The 25,125-nt window shown below is 51.0% G+C and carries 21 protein-coding genes and 1 pseudogene; 15 read left to right on the top strand and 7 right to left on the bottom strand.

Features of this window, described 5'->3' with window-relative positions; genetic code table 11:
- Nucleotides 1-50: 50 nt before the first annotated feature.
- Nucleotides 51-680 carry a response regulator transcription factor gene (locus UF06_RS04125; protein WP_039431314.1) on the top strand — a complete coding sequence of 210 codons (630 nt, stop codon included), beginning with the start codon at nt 51-53 and terminating at the stop codon, nt 678-680.
- Nucleotide 681: 1 nt separating this feature from the next.
- Here UF06_RS04125 and UF06_RS04130 read toward each other — a convergent pair whose 3' ends face one another.
- A complete protein-coding gene (locus tag UF06_RS04130) occupies nt 682-2,427 on the bottom strand; it encodes a potassium/proton antiporter (protein ID WP_045569309.1) in 1,746 nt (581 codons plus the stop codon).
- 419 nt (nt 2,428-2,846) lie between these two features.
- Between UF06_RS04130 and UF06_RS04135 the strand changes: the two genes are divergently transcribed.
- Nucleotides 2,847-3,113: a DUF4212 domain-containing protein gene (locus UF06_RS04135; protein WP_039431317.1), complete on the top strand. Its 267-nt coding sequence runs from the start codon at nt 2,847-2,849 to the stop codon at nt 3,111-3,113.
- Between the two features lie 12 nt (nt 3,114-3,125).
- On the top strand, nt 3,126-4,829 hold the full coding sequence (locus UF06_RS04140; protein WP_045569310.1) for a sodium:solute symporter family protein: 1,704 nt from the start codon (nt 3,126-3,128) through the stop codon (nt 4,827-4,829).
- A 107-nt stretch (nt 4,830-4,936) separates the two neighbouring features.
- On the opposite strand, the gene UF06_RS04145 is transcribed toward UF06_RS04140, so the two are convergent.
- Both UF06_RS04145 and UF06_RS04150 read right to left on the bottom strand, forming a co-directional pair.
- Nucleotides 4,937-8,368: a NahK/ErcS family hybrid sensor histidine kinase/response regulator gene (locus UF06_RS04145; protein ID WP_045569311.1), complete on the bottom strand. Its 3,432-nt coding sequence runs from the start codon at nt 8,366-8,368 to the stop codon at nt 4,937-4,939.
- An 86-nt stretch (nt 8,369-8,454) separates the two neighbouring features.
- A complete protein-coding gene (locus tag UF06_RS04150; protein WP_045569312.1) occupies nt 8,455-9,645 on the bottom strand; it encodes a 3-phenylpropionate MFS transporter in 1,191 nt (396 codons plus the stop codon).
- A gap of 193 nt (nt 9,646-9,838) precedes the next feature.
- Here UF06_RS04150 and UF06_RS04155 point away from each other — a divergent pair, with 193 nt between their 5' ends.
- The 3 genes from UF06_RS04155 (at nt 9,839) to acs (ending at nt 14,496) form a co-directional block, all read left to right on the top strand.
- Nucleotides 9,839-11,665 carry a DUF294 nucleotidyltransferase-like domain-containing protein gene (locus UF06_RS04155; RefSeq protein ID WP_045569313.1) on the top strand — a complete coding sequence of 609 codons (1,827 nt, stop codon included), beginning with the start codon at nt 9,839-9,841 and terminating at the stop codon, nt 11,663-11,665.
- Between the two features lie 39 nt (nt 11,666-11,704).
- Entirely contained in the window at nt 11,705-12,340 is a 636-nt protein-coding gene (locus tag UF06_RS04160) for a 3'-5' exonuclease (RefSeq protein ID WP_045569314.1), read from the top strand.
- A 203-nt stretch (nt 12,341-12,543) separates the two neighbouring features.
- Nucleotides 12,544-14,496, top strand: a complete 1,953-nt coding sequence (acs, locus tag UF06_RS04165; RefSeq protein WP_045569315.1) for an acetate--CoA ligase — start codon at nt 12,544-12,546, stop codon at nt 14,494-14,496.
- 126 nt (nt 14,497-14,622) lie between these two features.
- On the opposite strand, the gene UF06_RS04170 is transcribed toward acs, so the two are convergent.
- Entirely contained in the window at nt 14,623-15,666 is a 1,044-nt protein-coding gene (locus UF06_RS04170; RefSeq protein ID WP_045569316.1) for an alkene reductase, read from the bottom strand.
- 149 nt (nt 15,667-15,815) lie between these two features.
- Between UF06_RS04170 and UF06_RS04175 the strand changes: the two genes are divergently transcribed.
- From UF06_RS04175 to fis, 7 genes are all read left to right on the top strand, one after another.
- The gene (locus tag UF06_RS04175; protein WP_171816695.1) at nt 15,816-16,394 is read left to right on the top strand and encodes a TetR/AcrR family transcriptional regulator; all 579 of its coding nucleotides are present in this window, start codon (nt 15,816-15,818) and stop codon (nt 16,392-16,394) included.
- Nucleotides 16,395-16,776: 382 nt separating this feature from the next.
- Nucleotides 16,777-17,226, top strand: coding sequence for a type II 3-dehydroquinate dehydratase (aroQ, locus tag UF06_RS04180; protein ID WP_045569317.1), 450 nt, complete (start codon nt 16,777-16,779; stop codon nt 17,224-17,226).
- Between the two features lie 60 nt (nt 17,227-17,286).
- A complete protein-coding gene (accB, locus tag UF06_RS04185) occupies nt 17,287-17,748 on the top strand; it encodes an acetyl-CoA carboxylase biotin carboxyl carrier protein (protein ID WP_045569318.1) in 462 nt (153 codons plus the stop codon).
- Nucleotides 17,749-17,760: 12 nt separating this feature from the next.
- Nucleotides 17,761-19,107, top strand: a complete 1,347-nt coding sequence (gene accC / locus UF06_RS04190; protein WP_045569319.1) for an acetyl-CoA carboxylase biotin carboxylase subunit — start codon at nt 17,761-17,763, stop codon at nt 19,105-19,107.
- A gap of 102 nt (nt 19,108-19,209) precedes the next feature.
- Nucleotides 19,210-20,097, top strand: a complete 888-nt coding sequence (prmA, locus tag UF06_RS04195) for a 50S ribosomal protein L11 methyltransferase (protein ID WP_045569343.1) — start codon at nt 19,210-19,212, stop codon at nt 20,095-20,097.
- Between the two features lie 139 nt (nt 20,098-20,236).
- On the top strand, nt 20,237-21,199 hold the full coding sequence (gene dusB, locus UF06_RS04200) for a tRNA dihydrouridine synthase DusB (protein ID WP_045569320.1): 963 nt from the start codon (nt 20,237-20,239) through the stop codon (nt 21,197-21,199).
- 133 nt (nt 21,200-21,332) lie between these two features.
- Complete coding sequence (fis, locus tag UF06_RS04205) at nt 21,333-21,629, top strand: DNA-binding transcriptional regulator Fis (protein ID WP_000462885.1); 297 nt, start codon at nt 21,333-21,335, stop codon at nt 21,627-21,629.
- 221 nt (nt 21,630-21,850) lie between these two features.
- Here fis and UF06_RS04210 read toward each other — a convergent pair whose 3' ends face one another.
- On the bottom strand, nt 21,851-22,537 hold the full coding sequence (locus tag UF06_RS04210; protein WP_045569321.1) for a hypothetical protein: 687 nt from the start codon (nt 22,535-22,537) through the stop codon (nt 21,851-21,853).
- Nucleotides 22,538-22,773: 236 nt separating this feature from the next.
- Here UF06_RS04210 and UF06_RS04215 point away from each other — a divergent pair, with 236 nt between their 5' ends.
- Nucleotides 22,774-23,061 (top strand): hypothetical protein, encoded by a 288-nt coding sequence (locus UF06_RS04215; protein WP_052702517.1) that lies wholly within the window; start codon nt 22,774-22,776, stop codon nt 23,059-23,061.
- Between the two features lie 63 nt (nt 23,062-23,124).
- Here the strand turns inward: UF06_RS04215 and UF06_RS04220 are convergent.
- A pseudogene (locus UF06_RS04220) lies at nt 23,125-23,457 on the bottom strand (Fic family protein); the annotation flags it as partial.
- Between the two features lie 349 nt (nt 23,458-23,806).
- Complete coding sequence (locus UF06_RS27425) at nt 23,807-24,004, bottom strand: hypothetical protein (protein WP_226971234.1); 198 nt, start codon at nt 24,002-24,004, stop codon at nt 23,807-23,809.
- Nucleotides 24,005-24,060: 56 nt separating this feature from the next.
- Here UF06_RS27425 and UF06_RS04230 point away from each other — a divergent pair, with 56 nt between their 5' ends.
- A complete protein-coding gene (locus UF06_RS04230) occupies nt 24,061-25,038 on the top strand; it encodes a hypothetical protein (RefSeq protein ID WP_045569322.1) in 978 nt (325 codons plus the stop codon).
- Nucleotides 25,039-25,125: the final 87 nt, after the last annotated feature.

Consider the following 25,125-nt stretch of genomic DNA (forward strand, 5'->3'; position numbering starts at 1 on the left):
CAAAGCTGACAATAATTCTATTAACGAATTAGTAAAAAGCGCTTAACGTCATGGACTCGACCTACACCATTATCATTGCCGACGATCACCCTCTGTTTCGCAACGCCCTGTTTCAGTCGGTGCATATGGCGGTCAGCGGCGCAAATTTACTTGAAGCCGATTCTCTAGAAGCACTGCTCAATCTACTGGCACGTGAAGAGGAGCCGGATCTGTTGCTACTGGATCTCAAAATGCCGGGCGCCAATGGCATGTCGGGGTTGATCCAACTGCGCGCGGAATACCCGGATTTACCGATTGTGGTGGTCTCTGCTAGCGAGGAGCCGTCCGTGGTAACCCAAGTGAAAAGCCACGGCGCTTTCGGTTTTATTCCCAAGTCGAGTGATATGCGAACTCTGATCGCCGCGCTCAACCAAGTGCTCAATGGCGACCCCTATTTCCCGGAAGGTTTGATCATCAATAACGCCGCGTGTAATGATTTGGCGGAGAAAATCGCCGCGTTGACACCCCAGCAATATAAAGTACTGGGCATGCTCTCTGATGGCTTGCTCAACAAACAGATCGCTTACGAGCTCAACGTTTCTGAAGCGACCATCAAAGCGCACATGACGGCAATTTTCCGCAAACTGGACGTGAAAAACCGCACTCAAGCGGTCATTCTGCTTAAAGAGATGAGCGAGTAATTTACTCGCTCGTTGGCGCTTGACTATCGTCGGTAGGCAGACACAAACCGACTTTCGTCACCTGCCAATCCACTACATCCGCCACCACCCAGCGCAATCCTTGCCACTCAAAATGGTCACCCAATACCGGGGTTGCACCCAAGTGTTCCGTCACTAACTCCTTAAGGGTGGTGTCGCCACTGACGTCGCCCAAATCCAAGCCATAGGCCATCGCCATCTCGGACAGTTTCGCTTCCACATCCAAGAAAAAATCACCGAAGAAGCGGGCAAACGAGGCTCTTTCTGGCGCTTCACTAAACAGTTGACCGAGCGCTTCGAGATCTTTTTCTTGCCCAAGCACACACAAGGTATCGCCCTCTTCGAGTTTGGTGCTGCCCGATGGGTGCAGTAACTGCTGCTGGCGAAATACCGCCGCAATACGTGTCCCTTCAGGTAAAAACAAATTACGCAGTGGCTCGCCAATGCACCATTTGTCTTGTTTCAGTTTGTAGATAAACAACTCCCACTCGCTGGTAGGGAAAATTTCGACGCCTGTGCGCGAAATCGGCTCGGGCTTGGAAGGCAGTTCCACTTTGGCTAGCGCCATGCTTTTGGTTAACGTACCGCCCTGCACAATCAGCGACACCATAACGACGAAAAACGCCAGATTGAAATAAAGCTGCGCGTCCGGCAGCCCCGCCATCATTGGGAAAACCGCCAAGATGATCGGCACCGCGCCTCGCAACCCGACCCAAGAGATGAACCATTTCTCGCGCGCGGTAAAACTCTTAAACGGCAACAACCCAATCCACACCGAGATTGGCCGCGCGAAGAGAATCATACCAAACGCCAGTGCCAGGCCCGGTAAGGCGATGTCCAACAGATTGGACGGCGTCACCAACAGCCCCAACACCAAGAACATGCCGATTTGCGCCAACCAAGTCATGCCATCCAACACGTTGAGAATCGAGTGGCGGCTGCGCGTTGGGCGGTTACCAATCAGTAATCCCACTAAATAAATCGACAAAATACCACTGCCGCCGAGAGCATTCGACAGGGCAAAAATAATCAAACCACCACTGACGGTCAGAATCGAATAAAGCCCTTCCGGTAGCTGACTGCGATTAATCACTTTCCACAGCAGCCAGCCGCCAGAGAGCCCCAGCAGAGCACCAATACCAAACTGCTTAACAAAACTGAGCGCTAAAAATCCAGCGCTGAGGCCGCTCTCGTTACTGCCGAGCACCGCAATCATGGTCACGGTGAGAAACACCGCCATTGGATCGTTGGTACCGGACTCAATCTCCAAGGTTGAACCGACCCGCTCGTTCAAGCTGCGCCCTTTCAATAGCGAAAACACCGCAGCGGCATCGGTCGAACCAACGATCGCACCAACCAAAATGCCTTGCAGTAAATAGAGGTCAAACAGCCACGTTGCCATCAATCCGGTCAATAATGTCGTGATGGCAACCCCAACCGTGGCGAGCGAGACCGAAGGCCAAAAGGCGACCCGAAAACTGGCCACACGGGTACGCATACCACCGTCGAGCAAGATGATGGCCAGCGCTAAGTTACTCACCAGATAGGCGATCGGGTAGTTATCAAAAAAAATGCCACCAACGCCGTCTTCCCCCGCCAGCATACCGACCGCCAGAAAAACGAGCAGAATTGGAATCCCCAACTTTGAGGAAACCGGGCTTAGGAGCACACTGAGCGCAATAAGCAGTGCACCAATCAGAAAAAAGCCATTGATTGTGTTTGCGTCCACCTTCTCCCTCCCTTTAGTTAAATTGTTGTTATTTTCGGCAAAAGCTACCGTGTTTTGCCCAGCTATTCTGCACGAAAACGTGACTCTTTATCGAAAAGTTTATGTAAACAATTGAGTTTCTTCTGTCTAATTTAGCGTCACTATGTTGCCGTTGCGCGTATACGGCATGAAAATGCACCAGCAAAACTTGCACGGCAAAAACCAATCTAGGTCGATGTCTTAGACCTTTGGCTAAATTAACATCAAGTTAACATCACATTTTCCCGCCGCATCCTGCGCCAATCGACCTTTTGAGCTGATTTATCGTGAAATTTGACCCGACTAAAGTTGCACAGATCTGTTGATTTTTCGCTGCTATCTTAGGAAACGTAACATTACGTTAACACATCTATTCAGACGAGAAACACAAGGAGAAGGCCATGGCGTTCGAATCAACAGAACATGCTCAAGCCTACTGGAAGGAAAACTTGGGAATCATGGGATCACTGCTAGCAGTGTGGTTTTTGGTGTCTTATGGCGCTGGGATTTTATTTGTCGAACCGCTAAATGCGATTCAATTTGGTGGTTTCAAATTAGGATTTTGGTTCGCGCAGCAAGGGTCGATCTACACCTTTGTGGCTCTGATTTTTGTTTATGTGGCACGGATGAACGCCCTAGACAAAAAGTACAACGTACAGGAAGACTAAGAGGTTTAGAAAATGGATATTCAAACTTGGACGTTTATTCTGGTTGGTCTCACCTTCGCCCTGTATATCGGTATCGCTATCTGGGCTCGTGCGGGATCAACCAGTGAATTCTATGTTGCTGGCGGGGGTGTACACCCTGTTGCCAACGGCATGGCAACCGCCGCGGACTGGATGTCAGCCGCATCGTTTATCTCAATGGCAGGGATCATCTCCTTCATCGGCTACGATGGCACCGTTTACCTGATGGGTTGGACGGGTGGCTATGTGCTACTCGCGCTGTGTCTGGCTCCTTACTTGCGCAAGTTCGGTAAATTTACCGTGCCAGATTTTATCGGTGACCGTTACTACTCAAGAACGGCGCGTATGGTCGCGGTATTTTGCGCCATCTTCGTCTCATTTACTTACGTCGCAGGCCAGATGCGTGGCGTGGGCGTGGTATTTGCGCGCTTCCTCGAAGTTGACATCAACGTCGGTATCATCATTGGTATGGGCATCGTCTTCTTCTACGCGGTAATGGGCGGGATGAAAGGCATTACCTATACTCAGGTAGCCCAATACTGCGTATTGATCTTCGCCTTTATGGTACCTGCGATTTTCACCTCACTTATGATGACAGGTAACCCTGTCCCTCAGCTTGGCTTTGGTTCCACCATGGCGGGCAGCGATGAATACCTACTCACCAAACTGGACGGCTTGACTCAGGAACTGGGCTTTACCGCCTATACCGACGGCTCGAAGAGTATGGTTGACGTCTTCTTCATCTGTGCGGCGCTCATGGTCGGTACGGCGGGACTTCCACACGTTATTATTCGCTTCTTTACGGTTCCGAAAGTATCTGATGCACGTATCTCTGCCGGTTGGGCTCTGGTCTTTATCGCGTTCTTATACACCACAGCACCTGCGGTAGCGGCGTTTGCTCGCGTCAACATGATTGACACCATCAACGGCCCAGACATGCAAGGCGTGGCGGCAGCCGATGCACCAAGCTGGTTTAAAAACTGGGAAAACACTGGCCTAGTCAAATGGGAAGATAAGAACGGCGACGGCAAGATGTTCTATGCGGGCGATGCGCGTAACGAAATGACCATCAACCGTGACATCATCGTACTGGCTTCGCCTGAGTTAGCGAAACTGCCAAACTGGGTGGTCGCTCTGTTGGCCGCAGGTGGCTTGGCGGCGGCACTCTCTACCGCAGCGGGTCTACTACTGGTTATCTCAACCTCGATTTCACACGACTTACTGAAGAAAGGCTTTAAGCCGGATATGACCGACAAGCAGGAACTGCGGGCCGCACGGATAGGCGCAGCACTGGCGATTATCGGCGCGGGTTATCTGGGTATCAACCCTCCCGGCTTTGTGGCGCAAGTGGTGGCATTCGCCTTCGGTTTGGCAGCCTCCTCATTCTTCCCGGCCATCATTCTTGGTATCTTCTATAAGAAGATGAACAAAGAAGGCGCGATTGCCGGTATGTTGTCAGGTATTGCGTTTACCGCAGCTTACATCATCTACTTTAAGTTCATCAATCCAGCAGCCAGCACCCCAGACAACTGGTGGTTTGGTATCAGCCCAGAAGGGATCGGTACGCTGGGTATGTGCTTGAACTTTGTGGTTTCTATCGTAGTGAACAAGTTCACCGCCGAAGTACCAAAAGAGGTACAAGATATGGTCGAGTCTATCCGTTATCCAAAAGGGTCTGGTGCCGCGCACGACCACTAATAAGACTCACGAGCTTTATTGTAGGGATTGAGCTCCGTGGAAAAGCAAAGCCGATGCAACTGCATCGGCTTTTTGTTTTAAATTGTTCTAACCGCTGACCAGTTCAATCAGCTAACGCGATTCAACACCGCCCTTAACTTCAGCGGTTTAACGGGTTTGGCGATAAAGCCAAACCCGTTGGCTTTTATCGCTTGCATCATCTCTTCGGTGCGATCAGCACTGATAATGACGCCTTCAAATCGGTTGCCTAAACGCAGTTTGCACTGCTGAAGCACTTCAAGACCGGTTCGCCCATCGTCTAAACGATAATCGGAGAAGATCACCTGCGGAATCCAGCCATTTTCCAATGTTTTAAGGCTGCCAATCAGGTCGGTTGCGGTTTTCACCTCACAGCCCCAACGTGCCAGCAAGTTTTCCATGCCGACCAAAATCTCTTCTTCATTGTCGACACACAGAATGCGTAGATGGCTGAGATCCGCCACCACTGGGCTGGGCTCATTCACCGCGGGCTTTTGTACCTCGCTGGCTTTATCGAGCGTAATGGAAAAGACGCTGCCTTTACCATGCCAAGAACGCATCGAGATTTCATGCCCAAGCACTTGGGCAATCCCTTTGGAAATCGCCAACCCTAAACCGAGCCCTTGATCTGAGCGCACCTGACTACCGCGATTGAACTCTTCAAAGATCTCCTGCTGTTTATCTTCTTCAATGCCCATGCCGTTGTCCCAAACGTCGATCCGCACACGCCCCGCGACGCGGCGCACACCAAGCAGCACTTTGCCGTTGGGGCTGTAGCGAAAGGCGTTGGTCAAAAAGTTTTGCACCACACGGCGCAGCAGTTTGGGGTCCGAGTTGACGGTCAGTGAAGAGGGAACCATGCAAAACTCAATGCCTTGCTGCTTGGCTAAGGCACTGAATTCCGCATTGAGGTTGGCCAGCACATCGTTGATGGCGAAGCCGTGCATGTGAATATCCAGTTTGCCGGACTCTAGCCGCGAGATATCGAGCAAATCACCGATGAGATCTTCCGCCGCCTCCAGCGCACTTTCGATGTGCGAGGCAAGTTTGCGCGTTTCATCTTCTTTCGCCACTTCAGAGAGCGACGAGGCAAACAAACGCGCGGCGTTGAGTGGCTGCATTAAATCATGGCTCACCGCAGCCAAAAAGCGCGACTTAGATTGCGACTCGCGCTCAGAACGTTGCGTTGCGGTCACCAGTTGCTGATTCAATCTCTCTAACTCGCGTGTGCGCAGATGAACGCGCTCTTCCAGCGTTTCATTGGCCTCTTTGAGTGCCTGTTCGGCATGACGAAAAACCGTGATATCGGTAAAGCTCATCACAAACCCGCCACCGGGCATCGGATTGCCCTGCACTTCGATCACCCGTCCATCGGGGCGAATCCGTGATGAGGTATGTCGAGTGCCTTGTTCAAGATGGTAGACCCGACGGCGCACGTGTTCTTCTGGGTCGCCCGGACCGCACAGCCCTTGCTGCGCATTGTGACGAATCACATCGGCAATGGGACGGCCCACTTGGATAAGCCCCGGCGGGAACTCAAACAGTTCCAGATAGCGTTGATTCCACGCCACCAGCCGCAACTGTTTATCCACAACCGCGATCCCTTGCCCAATGTGCTCGATTGCCCCTTGCAGCAGCCCGCGGCTGAAGTCGTAGAGCTCTGACGCCTCATCCACGATGGTGGCGACCTCTTCCAACTGCATGTTTCTCCCTTGCAGTGCCGAAGTGAGGACTAACTTCGCCGATGACGCACCAAAAACCCCAGCCAAAACCCGTTCGGTGTGGCGAATTAAGGTCGACGGCGCTTGCTGATTGGGCAGCAGCACTTCTCGCTGCTGCGACCAATAGTAAGCAAAGGCATTTTTGACTCGAGTGCGACCAACAAAACGCGACGCCAGCATCTCCAGTTCAGCGACCGTGACTCGGCTTTGGTACAAGCTGATATTCTCATTTTCCGGCAGTGGGATACCGATAAATGACGCCGATTGTAAGCGCTCACTTAGGCTTGGCCGCGTGAGCATCGAAACCAATAAATAACAGAAGGCGTTAGCGCTGACGCTGAGGATCATCCCCCAATCCGATGCTTTAACGTCCAGCCCGCTCAGCAGTTCAGGAGGCGTAATTATCCAGATCAACAAGTTACTTTGTGCGTCGCCAGCCAGCATATCGGTCTGAGTCATCAGGGTGATCAGCCACAAAGTGAAGCCGACCGCCAGCCCGACATACACCCCTTTGCGGTTGCCTTGCCGCCAGTACATGCCACCAAGCAGCGCAGGGGCAAACTGGGTGATCGCGGCAAACGAGAGAAAGCCGATAGCCGACAGCGAATGAATCGCATCCAGCGCTTGATAAAAGCCCCAAGCGCCAATCAGCAGCAGAAAAATCAGCGCGCGACGAATGCGCAGCAGCAGGCCGGAAAAGTGGTGGTGATTGCGATTGGACAAACGCATGCGTCTGAGCAGCAGTGGCATGACTAAATCATTGGAGACCATGATCGCCAGCGCGATGGTCGACACAATCACCATGCCACTGGCCGCCGAAGTTCCGCCGAGAAAGGCCAGCAGCGCAATATCGCTGGCACCAAACGCCATCGGCAAACTGATCACATAGGTATCGGCAGAACTGGCCGGCAGCAAACTTTGCCCAGCCCAAGCGATGGGCAAAACAAATATCCCCATCAGAACCAGGTAGAGCGGAAACAACCAACGAGCGGTATGCAGATCTTGCGCGCGCTCGTTTTCCACCACCATGGTGTGAAACTGACGCGGCAGACAGACGATCGCCAGCATCGTCAGTACGGTGTGAATAAGTAGCGTCGCGATATTCGGCGCTTGATAGGTGCTCGTGATCGCACTGGTTAAATCGAAGCTTTCGTGGCGCATCATCAGCCAGACGATAAACACCCCGACGACTAAAAAAGCCAATAGCTTGACCATGGATTCAAACGCAATCGCCATCATCATGCCGCGATGGTGCTCGGTATTGTCGATGTGGCGAGTGCCAAACAGCATGGTAAAAATCGCCAGTGCACCAACCACAAACCAAGAGACGTTGTAATCTTCGTAGCCAAATTGGCTAAAGAGATCGGGGGCGATGATCTCCAGCCCCATAGTGATGCCGCGCAACTGCAGCGCGATATAAGGCAAAATACCGACCACGGCGATCAAGGTGACCACCACCGCAATGCCCTGCGATTTGCCATAACGGGCAGCGATAAAGTCAGCGATGGAGGTAATGTGCTCTCGTTTGGCGATCAGGATCAGCCGAGCAAGGATGCGCCATCCCAAGGTGAAGACCAGAATCGGCGCGATATAAATGGGTAAAAACGACCAAGGGTTGCTGCTGGCTTGGCCAACCGTGCCGTAGAACGTCCACGAAGTACAATAAACCGCGATAGACAAGCTGTAGACCCACGGGCGCCAACGCGCCAGCCATTTTTTCTGCCTATCACCATACCAAGCAATCAAAAATAAAATGCCCAGATATGCCAACGACACGGGAATCACAATCCATCCTTGCATGCGTCATCCTTCCTGATAAAAAACCTCTCCGCTATGGGAGAGGTTTCATTTAACTAAGGATGAGAGATCAACTCAATCTCTTCGCACTAATTCTGTGCTTTCGGCTCGGCTTTCGCCAGATCAATCACATGCGGCTCTTCGCTGACAGGCGTCACTTTAACAAACAGCGCGATAAAGCCCATGGCCGCCATCACCCAGAACACATTCGCGCCCCACTGCTCAAAGCCCCAGCCACTTAACGCCGTCATGGCCGCGATAAAAGCGCCTAACGGCAGGGCATTGTAGAGCGCTTGCAGCGCGACCATTTTGTGCTCTGGCGAGTGTTGAATGTATTGAATGGCCGCAATGTGTGTCATAGCAAACGTCACGCCGTGCAGTAATTGAACGAAAACCAGACCAAGCAGCAAGGTGGTGGAGGCAGTGATCCCCCAGCGCAGCATGACGCCAATCGATGCGGTGACAAACAGCGCACGTAATGACCAACCCGCAAACAGGCGCTTACTCAAAGCAAACACCGCCACTTCGGCCACCACCCCTAAGCTCCACAGATAGCCGATGATCTCTTCGGAATGGCCAGCCTGTTTCCAGTAAATGGCACTAAAGCTGTAGTAAGCCGCGTGGCTCCCTTGGATGAGCGCCGCCAATAGCAAAAAGGTCACGACGGGTTTGTCGGTGAGTAACTCAGTTAACTTCGGCCGCTGGGTGTGATGCTCTTGGCTTGTTACTGGCATCAGCGTCGGTTTGCGCAAGCTAAATAGCAACGAAACAAACACCCCAGCCAACGCGGTGTAAAGGATCATGTCGCTGCCGTAGAGTGCAATCAAATACCCCACCACGGTCGAGCCCGCAATAAACGCGATGGATCCCCACAAGCGCGTGCGGCCGTAATCAAGCATTTTTAAGCGGGCGTAGTAGTTGGCGAGCGCATCAGAGAGCGGTACCGCCGGGCCACAACAGAGGTTGAATAACACGGTCGCCAGCGCCATCAACCAGAAATCACCGCCAGTAAAAAAGTGAAACGCGACAAAAATTAGCGCGGCGAAACTGAGCCAGCGTAACGCTGGCATGATGTGTTCGGCGCGATGCACGCGCGGCGTGATCACCATATTCGCCACACAACGCGTTGCTAAACCAATCCCCACCAGCAAGCCGATATCGGTGGAAGAGACGCCCTGCTCCTTAAACCACAACGACCAAAATGGCAGATAAACACCGTAAGCAAAAAAGAAGCCGAGGAAATATTGAGAAATCCAGCCATAAGGGGATGGGGTAAACATAGTGATAATCCTGAACAATAGCAGTTAAAGAACTGAGTGCGCTGCATTATGACTGGGTATGCACAAGAGAAAAAGGGAATTATCAGCAACCCACCGTTTCCCCGATCGCACCAAAGGATTAGACCAAAGTCGTCTGGAGAGTCAGTGTAAATTTGTCAGACTTACTCTATGCCGCGTGACGATAGAGTGCCCCATGCCTGATAAATTTAATATGCAATCTCCACCGTTTGACCGCCTGAGTGAAGGACAGCAAGCCCTGCTGCGCTCGTCACTGGACGTCGCCTACTATCGAACCCGCGACATTGTTCTGCCTGCCGGGCAGCCGAGCGATTCTCTGCACATTCTCATCAAAGGTGCAGTCGAAGAGCGCTCCGCTGATCATCAGGAAGTGTTCGCCCACTACGCCAACGACGATATGTTTGACGTCCGCGCCCTGTTTGAAGCGACTGTGCGCCACCACTACGTCGCGCTGGAAGATACCCTCTCCTATCTGCTGCCCAAAGCGCTGTTTCTGGAACTTTATAATGAAAATGGTCAGTTCGCGGCCTACTTCGACAACAACCTCGCCAAACGGCAAGAGTTGATTGAAGCGGCGCAGCAGCAACAAAACTTGGCCGAGTTTATTCTCACCAAAGTCGACAAGGCGATTTACCACCCGGCGATGATTCTTCCGCCCGAGATGCCGATCAATCAGGTCACCAAAACCTTGAAGGAAAACGGCATCGACGCCGCGCTGGTCAAACTGCATGACGATGACCCTCGCTGTCGCCAACAGCCTTCCGCCCACCCGTATGCCATCGTCACCCGCACCAACATGCTCCATTCGGTGATGCTGGAAGACAAACCGCTCGATACTCCGGTAGGCGAGATTGCCACCTTCCCGGTTTGCCATGTGGATAATGGCGATTTTCTGTTTAACGCCATGATCACCATGACGCGCAACCGCATGAAACGCCTGATGGTGTGCGACGGTCACCAAGCGGTTGGTATGCTCGACATGACGCAGATCCTCAGCGCCTTCTCCACTCATTCTCACGTGCTGACCTTAAGCATCGCCCGTGCGTCCAGCGTGGAAGAGTTAGCGCTGGCGTCGAACAAACAGCGCCAATTGGTCGAAAGCTTGCTGAAAAACGGCATTCGCACGCGCTTTATCATGGAGCTGATATCGGCGGTCAACGAACAAATTATTGAGAAAGCGTTTGAGCTAGTCGTGCCTCCGGCGCTACACGACCACTGCTGTCTGATCGTGCTCGGCTCTGAAGGTCGAGGTGAGCAAATCCTCAAGACCGACCAAGATAACGCGCTCATCATCAAAGACGGTCTGGAATGGCAGTTGTGCGGCGAAGTGATGCAGCAGCTCACTCATACTTTGCAACAGCTTGGCTACCCACTTTGCCCGGGCAATGTCATGGTCAATAACCCGAAATGGGTGCGCAGCCAAACACACTGGAAAAAAACCTTGGCGGACTGGGTAAAAGCCGCCAAACCGGAGCAAGTCATGGACATCGCGATCATGGCCGATGCCCACGCCGTTGCCGGCAATAAGAGCCTACTGGCGCCAGTGAAAGCGCACTTGTGTCAATTGATGGCAGATCAAGAGCTGATCCTCACCGAATTCACCCGCCCCGCTCTGAGCTTTTCCGTGCCGCTGACGCTATTTGGCAATGTTAAAGCCGATAAATCAGGGCTCGACATCAAGCAAGGCGGCATTTTCCCGATTGTGCACGGCATTCGCGCTCTAACGCTGGAATACGCCTTGAGCGAAAACAACACCTTCGACCGCATTGACGCCTTGGTCAAACGCAAAGTGCTTGAGCAAACCACCGCCGATAACCTCAGCGAAGCATTGAAGCTGTTTTTTAAATTGCGTCTTGCTCAGCAGTTGTCCGAGCAACACAGCAACAACAAAATCAGTTTGAAACTGCTCGATCGCACCGAGCGTGACTTGCTGCGCCACAGTTTGCACGTGGTGAAAAAGTTTAAGCAGTGGCTGGGTTATCACTATCAAATCAAAGATTAACCACGTGAGGCGCTACGCCAAACGTCTTAGGAAGCGCGCATGAACTGGTTGCAACGCAAATACTGGCACTACAAACTGACAGGCTCGCCCTATCAGTCGCTGTTTTGCGCGCCCGACAGCCGTGAGTTTGTCTCTCTGGATTGCGAGACCACCAGCTTAGACCCGAAGCGCGCTGAGCTGGTCACCATTGCCGCGACGCGCATTATCGACAACCGTATTCTCACCAGTCAGCCGTTTGAAGTACGGCTGCGCGCGCCGCAATCGCTCGACTCGGGTTCAGTGAAAATCCACAAAATTCGCCATCAGGATCTGGTCGATGGCATTAGCGAATGCGAAGCCATCACGCGGCTACTCGACTTTATCGGCAACCGCCCTTTAGTCGGTTACCACATCCGATATGATAAGAAGATCTTAGACCTCGCCTGTCAGCGTCACTTAGGTTTCCCACTGCCTAATCCGTTGGTTGAAGTTAGCCAGATCTACCATGACAAACTGGAAAAACAGCTGCCCAATGGCTACTTTGACCTCAGTTTGGATGCGATCTGCAAGCATCTGGATCTGCCGCTTCAAGACAAGCATGACGCGCTGCAAGATGCCTTTGCGGCGGCGTTGATCTTTGTGCGTTTAACCCATGGCGATCTGCCCAGCTTCTCTTCCTCTTACCTCTCCCCGTAAGTTTGATGCAACGCATACATTCTTAATTTACTCATTTATAAGCAAAATACGCTTTTATCCTAAAGTCTAATTGTCGAAATCGTCGCAGTGATTAACAGTTATAGGCAAATCGAAAGACACCACGGATTTCCGTTCGCGTTCAGTTGCACACTCAATCACAAGTAGCCCTGTTCACGAAAGTTGAAGGCACAAGGAGAGAAACAATGAGTGAAGCCCACATTTATCCGGTTAAAGAGAACATTAAAACTCACACCCACGCGGATAATGAGACCTATCTTGCGATGTACCAACAATCTGTCAGCGATCCAGAGGGCTTCTGGAGCGAACACGGCAAAATCGTTGATTGGATCAAGCCTTTTACCAAGGTCAAACAGACCTCTTTTGACACGGGCCACGTTGATATTCGCTGGTTTGAAGATGGCACACTGAACGTTTCCGCTAACTGTATTGACCGCCATCTGGCCAAGCGCGGTGATGAGGTAGCGATTATCTGGGAAGGTGACAACCCAGCCGAAGACAAAACACTGACTTACAAGCAACTGCACCAAGAAGTGTGTCGCTTTTCCAACGCGCTGAAAGAGCAAGGCGTGCGCAAAGGTGACGTGGTGTGTCTCTACATGCCGATGGTGCCGGAAGCGGCGGTGGCGATGCTGGCGTGTACCCGTATCGGCGCCGTGCATACCATCGTCTTTGGCGGCTTCTCACCTGAAGCGCTGGCGGGCCGTATTATCGACTCCGATGCCAAGGTGGTGATTACCGCTGATGAGGGCGTACGCGGCGGCCGCGCCGTGCCCCTGAAAAAGAACGTTGATGAAGCGCTGACCAACCCTGAAGTGAACACCATCAGCAAAGTGATGGTGTTAAAACGCACTGGTGGCAACATTGATTGGCATGAGCACCGCGATGTTTGGTGGCACGAAGCCACCGCAAAAGTCTCTGATGTTTGCCCACCAGAAGAGATGAAAGCCGAAGATCCGCTCTTCATCCTTTACACTTCAGGTTCAACTGGCAAACCAAAAGGCGTACTGCACACCACAGGTGGCTACTTGGTGTACGCGACCATGACCTTTAAATATGTCTTTGACTATCAGCCCGGCGAGGTGTTCTGGTGTACCGCTGACGTGGGCTGGATCACCGGACACACCTATCTGGTTTACGGCCCACTGTCCAACGGGGCGAAAACTATTCTGTTTGAAGGCGTACCAAACTACCCGAAAACCAGCCGCATGAGCGAAGTGGTCGACAAGCACCAAGTCAACATTCTTTATACTGCGCCAACGGCAATTCGCGCGCTGATGGCCAAAGGCAATGAAGCGGTTGAAGGAACAGAGCGTAGCAGCTTGCGCATTATGGGTTCGGTGGGCGAACCGATTAACCCAGAAGCGTGGGAGTGGTACTACAAAACCATCGGCAATGAAAAATCGCCGATTGTCGACACTTGGTGGCAAACCGAAACCGGCGGCATTTTGATCACGCCACTTCCTGGCGCAACGGACCTGAAACCGGGTTCAGCGACGCGCCCATTCTTCGGCGTACAGCCTGCACTGGTCGACAACATCGGCAACGTGATTGAAGAGCAAGCGGCGGAAGGTAACCTCGTTATCCTCGACTCTTGGCCCGGTCAGATGCGCACTGTGTATGGTGACCACGAACGCTTTGAGCAGACCTATTTCTCTACCTTCCGTGGCATGTATTTCACTGGTGACGGCGCGCGTCGCGACGAAGATGGCTACTACTGGATCACAGGCCGTGTGGATGACGTATTGAACGTCTCTGGCCACCGTATGGGCACAGCAGAAATTGAATCGGCACTGGTGGCGCATCCTAAGATTGCTGAAGCAGCGATCGTCGGCATTCCGCACGACATCAAGGGTCAGGCGATTTACGCCTACGTGACGCTCAACGCTGGGGAATACCCATCGGCTGAGCTACACAAAGAGGTGAAAGATTGGGTACGTAAAGAGATCGGCCCGATTGCCACGCCAGATGTGCTGCATTGGACCGATGCGCTACCGAAAACGCGCTCAGGCAAAATCATGCGCCGCATTCTGCGTAAGATCGCCACCGGTGACACCAGTAACTTGGGCGATACCTCAACACTGGCCGATCCAAGTGTGGTCGACAAGCTGATCGCCGAGAAAGCCGAGCTGGCCTAATTCTGAGCAGCGAATATAACGCTGCCACAATAAGAGACCTGCGCTAACCACAAAGGCGTGCTTCAATGAAGCACGCCTTTGCATTTTGGCTGTTTTAGGAGCACGGGATTACTTTACACGGGATTGCTAGACCAGCTCCGCCAGCATACTTTCATCATACGCTTTTAGCGTCTCGCCGCTGCGTACTCGTGCCACGTAATCTGGGTTAGCAATGAACGGGCGACCAATCGCCAGCAGTTCAAATAGCCCTTGCTCAATTGCTGACGCACCGGACTGCGCGCTGAAACCACCCGCCGCCATCAAGGTTTTTGAGTAGCGCTGACGCATATACTCCGATACCTTGCCGCCTAGGTGTTCAAACTCAACGCTGTCGTCAAACATCCCTTCATGCAGGTACGCCAACTCACGCGTTTCCAGCTCGGCCAACAAATAGTCAAACACGGCTCGGTCACGCGCATCCGGTTTGATGTGTGCGTAGGCACCCGGTGACAAACGCAGACCAGTGCGATGCCCGCCAATGCGCTCAATAATGGCGTCAATCACCGCCAGAGGAAAACGCGCCATATTTTCGGGCGTCTGGCCAAACTCATCATCACGCAAGTTGGTGTCATAGTGCAGGAACTGATCGAGCAGGTAGCCATTCGCGCCGTGGATTTCCCCCCCATCAAAACCCGCCACGATCGCGTTTTCAGCGGCACTGGCGTAATCCTCAACCAACTGCTCAATCTCTTCTTTACTCGCGGCTTTAGGCAGGGTGTACGTTAGATCGCGACGACGCGGCACCGTTCCTTCGTACGCCACCGCCGATGGTGCGAGCACATACTCACCGGCAAAAAAGGCAGGGTGCGCCACACGGCCGGTATGCCAAAGCTGAGCAAAAATCTTACCGCCACGCGCATGCACGGCCTCAGTCACTTTCTTCCAGCCAGCAACTTGCGCATCGCTGAACAGCCCCGGAGTATTGGGGTAACCCTGACCATCCGGGCGAATGATCGTCGCTTCCGAAATGATCAACCCAGCTTCGGCGCGGCGAGCATAGTAAGCGGCCATTTCATCCGTTGGTACAAGCCCCTCTCCCGCCATACAGCGCGTCAGTGGCGCCATCACAATGCGGTTATTCAGGGTAAGGTGTTCATTTAAAACATAAGGTTTGAAGAGTAAATCCGTCATCGGGCGATCCTGCTGTCGAGTGAATGTCGCTATGCTAGATCATTTTTGAACAATCATTCAAGATATATTTTGAACGATCGTTCAAGAATTTTTGTCAGGTTACGATTTTGCGCGTAGAATGCGGCTAAACCCCGAGTGAGAGAATGTGTGTGCGCGTAGCTGAATTTGACCGAGAACAGGTGTTGCGATCCGCGATGTATGAATTTATGTCGAAAGGATTCAATAAGACCAGTATGCAAGATTTGAAAAAAGCCACTGGCCTGCATCCGGGGTCCATCTATTGTGCGTTTGAAAATAAACGCGGTTTATTGCTGGCTGCCTTGGCGCATTATGCCGAGGAGCGAGCGCAAGAGTTCCATGCGATTTTTGCCGCTCACTCCAACGTCATGGACGGACTGCAAAGCTACTTTGCCATGGTGGTTGAAGAGTGTGCCAGTGAGGAGATCAAAGATTGCCTGCTGCAAAAAGCACTGAGTGAGTTGTCCAAACAAGACGATGAAGTGGAGCAAATCATTCGCGATACCCTCAACGCTTGGAAACTCGGCCTGCTCGCACAACTGTGTCAAGCGCAGCAAAACGGGGAGATCAGCGCCGATGCCGACTGCGATTTTCTCGCCGACTATCTGGTGATGGGTATTTATGGCCTGCGCACTTTTGCTCATACCAAACCAGAAAGAACCCTGCTGAGTAAAATGGCGCAGCAACTGCTTTGCACGCTACACGTTTAACGCCTCTATTCTCCCAATCCAAGAGTCTGTCAATCCAAGCTTTGCCAATCCATGAGCGCCCTTCTCCCTCGGCGCTCATCTAGGCGGTTACCTCCCGCGGCCAAGTGATTATTTTTCCGCCACTTCATCGGCATTAGCACAGAACCGCGCCGAACCACACGACATACCGCGTTTCAGCGGCGATTTTTTGTTAACCCGGTTACAGAAATCCAAGCTCAACTCGGGAGATTAGACCAGTAATTTGCTGCTAATTGCTATGAATTAGCTATAATCTTGGGCAATCTTGAAAAATTGGCACAGATTTGACAGAAAAACCGTGCCGATTTCTCCTGTTTTTGGGAATATGCGGGTTTCACTCACGATAAAGAAAGATAGCGCCAACATGTCAGCAAAGTTACGAATTCTGGTCTTAAACGGCCCAAATCTTAACCTACTTGGTTTACGCGAGCCTGCCCACTACGGTGCGCAGACACTATCGCAGATCGTCGAAAACTTGATGACATTGGCAAAACAAGCCGATATTGAGCTTGAACATCTGCAATCGAATCGTGAGTACGAACTGATCGAAGCCATTCACGCCGCACACGGCAAGGTGGACTTCATCATCATTAATCCGGCCGCATTGACCCATACCAGTGTCGCACTAAGAGACGCCCTACTCGGCGTCGCGATTCCTTATATTGAAGTGCACCTGTCTAACGTGCATGCCCGTGAGCCCTTCCGTCATCACTCCTATTTGTCGGACAAAGCGGTTGGCGTGATCTGCGGTTTAGGCGCACAAGGTTATGAATTTGCTCTGTCGGCAGCGATTGCTAAGCTGCGGGCAAAGTAACCCAAACACTCTGCAGCCCTTGGCGGCTGTCTTACTCACAAGATAAAAGAGAAAGATAAGATGGATATTCGTAAAATCAAAAAACTGATCGAACTGGTTGAAGAATCTGGCATTTCTGAGCTAGAGATCTCTGAAGGTGAAGAATCAGTACGCATCAGCCGTCATGGTCAAATGATGGCCGCGCCTGCACCTATCCACTACGCAGCCGCGCCGGCAATGGCACCTGCGCCAGTGGCCGCAGCACCCGTTGCTGAAGCGACGCCAGCTGCAGCACCAGCGGTAAGCGCAGGTCACAAAGTGCTTTCTCCAATGGTAGGCACCTTCTACCGTTCACCAAGTCCAGATTCTAAAGCATTCATCGAAGTGGGCCAAAGCGTAAAAGCGGGTGACACGCTATGCATCGTTGAAGCGATGAAGATGATGAACCAAATCGAAGCGGATAAATCTGGTGTCGTTACCGCTATCCTTGTTGAAGATGGCCAGCCAGTAGAATTCGACCAGCCACTCGTTGTTATCGAATAAGCGGAGTTCGCTATGTTAGATAAAGTAGTCATCGCGAACCGAGGTGAAATCGCCCTTCGTATTCTTCGCGCATGTAAAGAGCTCGGCATCAAAACCGTTGCCGTGCACTCCACCGCCGATCGCGATCTCAAACACGTGCTACTGGCTGACGAAACCGTCTGTATCGGCCCTGCGAAAGGCATCGACAGCTACCTGAACATTCCGCGTATTATTTCCGCGGCGGAAGTGACTGGCGCGGTTGCCATCCATCCGGGTTACGGTTTCCTGTCAGAAAACGCCGATTTTGCTGAACAAGTAGAACGCAGCGGCTTTATTTTTGTTGGTCCGAAAGCGGAGACTATCCGCATCATGGGTGACAAAGTCTCGGCGATCACCGCGATGAAAAAAGCGGGCGTTCCTTGTGTACCCGGCTCTGACGGCCCACTCGACAACGACGAAGTGAAAAACAAAGCACACGCCAAACGCATCGGTTATCCCGTGATTATCAAAGCCTCTGGTGGTGGCGGCGGTCGTGGTATGCGTGTAGTTCGCAAAGAAGCAGATCTGGTTCAAGCGATCGCAATGACACGTGCTGAAGCCAAAGCCGCCTTCAACAACGACATAGTTTACATGGAGAAATTCCTAGAAAACCCACGCCACGTTGAAGTGCAAGTGATTGCCGATGGTCAAGGCGGCGCGATTCACCTCGGTGAACGTGATTGCTCTATGCAGCGTCGTCACCAAAAAGTGGTGGAAGAAGCACCAGCGCCGGGCATCACAGAAGAAATGCGTAAGTACATCGGTGAACGTTGTACCCGTGCGTGTCTCGAAATCGGCTATCGTGGCGCAGGTACTTTCGAGTTCCTGTACGAAAACGGCGAGTTCTACTTCATCGAAATGAACACTCGTATTCAGGTAGAACACCCAGTGACAGAAATGGTCACCGGTGTTGATCTCATCAAAGAGCAGCTACGTGTTGCCGCTGGCCAACCGCTGTCGTTCACACAGAACGACATCAAGATCCGTGGCCATGCGATTGAGTGTCGTATCAACGCCGAAGATCCTGAGCGCTTCCTGCCGTCACCAGGCAAGATCGAGCGTTTCCACTCGCCAGGCGGCATGGGCGTTCGTTGGGAATCGCACATCTACACGGGTTACACAGTGCCACCGCACTACGACTCGATGATCGGCAAACTCATCACTTACGGTGAGAACCGCGATGTAGCGATTGCACGCATGCGCAATGCTCTCGGTGAAATGATCATTGAAGGCATCAAGACCAATATTTCGCTGCAAGTGAGCATCATGAACGACGAAAACTTCCAACATGGTGGGGCAAACATCCACTACCTTGAGAAGAAGCTCGGACTTCAGCACTAAGTCAGCACTCGAATGATGATGCCCACCTCGGTGGGCATTTTTCGTTTCATCGCAAAGTCTGCTAAACTCTGCGCCAAATTTATACATCGAGAGTACCCACTCATGCCTTGGATTCAAATCAAACTCAATGCGACCAATGAAAACGCTGAGCAAATCGGCGACATGCTTATGGAAGAAACTGGCGCGCTGTCCGTAACCTTCTTGGATGCTCACGATACGCCGGTATTCGAGCCTCTGCCCGGTGAAACTCGCCTATGGGGTGATACAGACGTCCTAGCGCTGTACGATGCCGAAGCGGACACTCAGCTCATCATGTCGCAGATTAGAGCCAGCAAGATGCTGGTCGACGGCTTTGCCTACAAAGTGGAGCAGCTTGAAGACAAAGATTGGGAACGCGAGTGGATGGACAACTTCCACCCCATGAAGTTTGGTGAGCGTCTGTGGATCTGCCCAAGCTGGCGCGACATTCCTGATCCAAGCGCAGTCAACGTGATGCTCGATCCGGGCCTCGCCTTTGGTACGGGGACTCACCCAACCACCGCGTTGTGCCTGCAGTGGCTAGAAAGCCTCGATCTAAGCGGCAAGACAGTAATCGACTTTGGCTGTGGTTCAGGCATCCTCGCGATCGCCGCGATCAAACTCGGCGCAGAAAAAGTCATCGGCATCGACATTGATCCTCAAGCACTACTCGCCTCAAAAGATAACGCTCAGCGCAATGGCGTGGCAGAACAACTTGAGGTTTATCTGCCACAAGATCAACCAGAAGGTCTGCTGGCCGATGTGGTGGTGGCCAACATTTTAGCCGCGCCGCTGCGTGAACTTTCGTCGATCATCACAGGGCTGGTCAAGCCAAATGGACTGTTGGCGATGTCCGGCGTTTTGGACACACAAGCAGAAGATGTGGCGAATCACTATCGTGACGCGTTTCACATTGATCCGATTGTTGAGCAGAGCGAATGGTGTCGCATCTCGGGTCGCAAGCTAGGCTAGATAAGACTTTCAGGGATAATTGTTTGAATTTTATACAAATTACAAAAACAATTACTCAATGCTCAAATATTAGTCTTTTCACGCAGAAAAAAAATGCGTAAAATGCGCGCCCTTGCTGGTATGAAGCTGTGAAGACGTTTTGAAAATCGGAAACCACCAACTTAAGAACAATCTGATCGTCGCCCCCATGGCGGGTGTCACCGACAGACCCTTTCGCGAGTTGTGTTTGCGATACGGAGCGGGAATGGCCGTCAGTGAAATGATGTCCTCCAACCCCGCTTTGTGGAAAACCGCTAAATCACAAAATCGCATGGTGCATGAAGGCGAATCGGGCATTCGCTCAGTACAGATTGCTGGAAGTGATCCACAGCTCATGGCAGATGCTGCGCAATTCAGCGTTGAAAACGGTGCTCAAATCATCGACATCAACATGGGATGCCCAGCAAAAAAAGTGAATAAAAAGCTCGCGGGTTCTGCCCTGCTAAACTACCCAGACATTATCGAACAGATATTGAAAACGGTAGTGAACGCAGTAAAAGTGCCAGTCACTTTAAAAACCCGCACTGGCTGGGATACAGAAAATAAAAACTGTATTCAAATCGCTAAATTAGCCGAAGACTGCGGCATACAAGCGCTTGCTCTGCATGGCAGAACCAAAGCCTGTATGTACAAAGGTGAGGCCGAATACGACAGCATTAGAGCCGTCAAGCAAGCCATCTCAATTCCGGTTATCGCTAACGGTGATATCGATAGTCCGGAGAAGGCAAAGCATGTGCTGGAGTACACCGGCGCTGACGCTCTCATGATCGGCCGCCCTGCCCAGGGTCGACCGTGGATTTTCCAGGAAATCCAACACTATTTGGAAAACGGCACCACGATGCCAGAGCTTCCTATTGCGGAAGTAAAAAGCATCCTGCTTGGTCATGTGAACGCTCTGCATGATTTTTATGGCGAGTATTTAGGTCCGCGTATCGCGCGTAAGCACGTAGGTTGGTACCTAAAAGAGCATGAACAAGCGAGTGAGTTTCGCCGTACCTTCAACACCATCGACGCTGCCGATCTGCAGCTTGAGGCGTTAGAAGGTTACTTTGATTTAGCCTAAATAGTTGGAGTGGCAGCTAGGCGACAAGATAACTCAGCCCTATTAGGGTGAGTTAGCGCCGTCAACGACGCTGCAGCTACAAATATGAAGGCTATGACGTTGCATCATAATTAAGAGAAGAGCTAGACCGAATATGTTCGAACAAAATCTGACTTCAGAAGCTTTAACCGTAACTACCGTAACATCACAAGATCAAATCACGCAAAAGCCACTCCGTGATTCTGTTAAAGCGTCTCTTAAAAACTACTTGGCTCAATTAAACGGTCAGGAAGTGACTGAACTATACGAACTAGTTCTCGCTGAAGTTGAACAGCCATTACTAGATACCATTATGCAGTACACTCGCGGCAACCAAACGCGCGCAGCAACCATGATGGGCATCAACCGCGGTACTCTTCGCAAGAAACTGAAAAAATACGGCATGAACTAATACCCATTAGTTAACCATTTGAATTTAAAGTCGCTTTTCTTTTGTAGAGAGCGACTTTTTTGTTATATGTACCCCCACATGTACCCCGAGCATTTGCCTAGCTTCCCCTTCATCGCCCAAATCTCACTGACAGGCTTTTAAAGAACTAGCGTTTAGAGTCGGTGTTAACAAACCTCAATGTTGTTCAAGCAAAAATGCTGAAAAACGCAAAATTAGCGACTCTAGTAAATCAGCCTCATCGATTCAAACGCGAGCTGAACATGACCATTGGGGCAGAGATACTGCCTCTCTACATGCCCACAAAGGTTGACCGATTTTTCTTGTAGCTGACCCGTTTCCATTTCTTGATGACAGACAGAGCAGCATACAAGGCCAATATTGTTTGCAATTAAATCATCCGCCAAGTAAGAAAACCTCGACCACATTGGTGGCACATCGACAGGCTCTTGCAGCGACTCATCACGCCTTTGCACCCAAGCCAATATTTTCCCCTCATCATTGCCTTGTAGGTGAGGCGATTGACGCAGCCGCTCAATCAACTGCTTCTCAAGCAAAGCGCTGGGAAAAATGAACTCACCATAGCTCTCATTCGCGCTCCCCTCAGGTACTGGCTTATAGCTAACATAAGCGCCACAAGTTTTCAGTTCCCGATAGGCACGTTCGATTTCTCGATAATAATCGGCACGATTAGCCTTTGGCCTCAGCCAATCAGCCCAATGAGGCCTGCCCTGTTTCACCCAACCCAAAAGCATTAAAGGCCAGATCAAAACCATAAACACAAAATGAAACCAGATGTCGCCTTTGTCCCACTGCCAATCATGCTTATCCAAGTGCCTGACCATCACCCACAGCAAGCCGCACGCCACCAGCGCAGCCCCAAGCCAATAACCCTGTAGTAGCATCAACATTGCATCCCTCTCACTCTTTTTGCAGCCCAGTTTGACATCATGCCTAGCTCCTCGCTAAAAATCGAAGTTCGTCACCAAAGCTACGACTAAGTTTACATTTCGATCTGTGTGTTTGCGCTTGTTTGCTACAATCGCGCGCATATTTATTAGGTTATGAAGTACTATGGTCGAACTACATCAACAAGAGCTAAAAAAGCAGCTTTGGAACATCGCTAACACTTTGCGCGGCAACATGGATGCCGACGATTTACTTTCTGAAGATGGTAGAAGTGGACCTCTTCACAGAGTTAACTTTTGGGAAAGAAGACCGCCAAAAATGCGTAGAAAAAATCTCATATGGTAGCCCCGATGGATTAGAAGTGCTTGTATTCGATGATGACGACATTAAAGACAAAGTGATTTTTAAGTCTCAGTTAGAAGGAGCGAGCAACCTTTATTGCAACGACATCTTTAAGTCTCTATGTGAAGTAAATGGTTTAACCGGTCTACAATTTTCCACCGAACTAACAGACCCTTTCAGCTAATAGAGCAACGCTCTTTTGCCGGACAAAGAAAATGGCTACCAATATGACTGGTAGCCATTAACCTCAAACGCTCCTCTTCCTATAACGCTGCACCTTGCTGGTGGGTTTATCTGGGAGGGTCATTTCGATTAAGCCAGCCTCAAGTGCAGGTTTTAAGTAGCGATCACGAAAGGATTTTCTATCTTTCAGCCCCAACATCGCTTGAATTTCTTCTCTGAGCATTTCCCCTTCTAGCAGTTGTTTAACTTGAGGGGTAACTTGAGGGGTGGTCGCTTCTGTTTCTTGCAAAGCGTTCAAGATCATCTGCAACATAAAGGAAATGAACGGCTCTGAATCGGCTTTCAGCGTACTGCGATTAATCGCATCATAATAGGCTTGCTGATTTTCATAGATAAAGAAGGATTAACAGATAAACGCCCCAAGCATTCGCTGATTTGCGCCACCAGCGAAAGAATCTGATTGGTAATGGTGTAAGGTGGTTGGTCGCTCATCAAACTCACGCGGTTCTTTTACTGGAAATCATCAACGTCACATTATTTGTTTTGTTCGTCATAATGTCTAAATGTTCGAGCCACATTGTGAGCGCTTCCCTTTTTTCAGGTAAGTACTGGCTACGGTTATAAATCGCCATTACGCCCCCCCCAAGCTGTGCCCTAAAAGTTGCTCGACAACATAAGGCGCAACGCCAAGCTCATTAAGGCGCGTCGCGCGCGTTCGACGAATATCATGCAATGTCCACGCTTCTTTAGTCACTGTCTGCTTTTAGTTGAAGCAACCAAGGTACCAGATCATCAGGAATGGGACGGATAATTTTTTCATCTGTTTTACTGTGCTCTTTTGGCACTGTCCAAAGCAACGTCTCAAAATCCCACTCTTTCCATTTTGAAATCGCTTTACAGTAACCATTGCTTAATGATTGAACACTTTGTACATTGATTCCCAAGCCAATTTATCACTCGATAGCGAAGTTCTGGAGTGAATCAAGCAGGGAGTCGAGAGATGTGGGTGAGAAATGTAATGTTATCGGTTGTGCTCGCGATTTTACTGTACATTTTCTTTGCCCCAACTCATGGCGACTCTTACTTTCAAGAGACTGACCCAACCTCTTCCGATCCCGTCTCCACTTCCCGGCGATCTTCCGAGCTGGCATCTCAAACAGAGACAAAAGCCACTCCACGTCGTAAAAATAGGATAGATTGCACTAAGCCGACTCAGGCAAGTTTCCAAAAGAGCGAGCAAACGCTGCATTACGGCATGTTTTATCTCAACCTTCACGCCGACGAATTGCCAGAGGATTTCGTTCATCAGCTCAAACCGCGCCTGAGATCAATTCAGCATTACTACCAATTACTTTTAGGTAAAGCGTCTCTAAAGGCCGTTGAAGTCGACCTCTACTTATTTAGCGACCTTCAATCTTATCAACAGTTTGTACAAAGCCAAGATCGAAGCCATGAGGCCTTAGGCAGTTATAGCTTGTACGATGGCAAGATAGTGTTCTATTACCGCAATGCGCAACAGGCCATCAATACCTCAATCCACGAAATCGTCCATGCTGTCAATCACCGCACGCTGGGCTATTTGCCCGGTTGGCTGGATGAAGGTTTAGCTGAATTCTTCGCCGGCTTTTGGCAAACAGAATCCGGTCAAATCAACGCCGAGTCAAAAAAGTGGATTGACGGTAAAAACAGACTGCGTTTCACGCCGCTTGGCTTGCCTGAGCTATTCAATCAGGAGACCTACTGGTATCGCGACGCGCAGCGGGAAAATTCGCGCTTATATGGTAGCAGTTGGCTGCTGATTTACTTTTTCTTCGCCGATGAGCACGGGCAACGATTACTTTCAAAAATTATGCAGCAAGAAATGCAAGACCCTTGCGATATTCTCGAAGGCAATGAGATGCTGCAATTTCTTCTTGATGCCGAGCCAAACTTTGAGTTGGATTATCAGCACTGGTTGCGCAGCCAGCTCTCCTATTAACCCCGTGAACGTTCGCCTTCGTCTTTTTTCCTCGCGTCAAAGCACATTTATCTGCAACAACTCATACCGTTGCGCAGTAATTTCTCA

Origin of the sequence: Vibrio sp. S234-5 (genome assembly GCF_000960595.1) — a bacterium.
GTDB lineage: Bacteria > Pseudomonadota > Gammaproteobacteria > Enterobacterales > Vibrionaceae > Vibrio.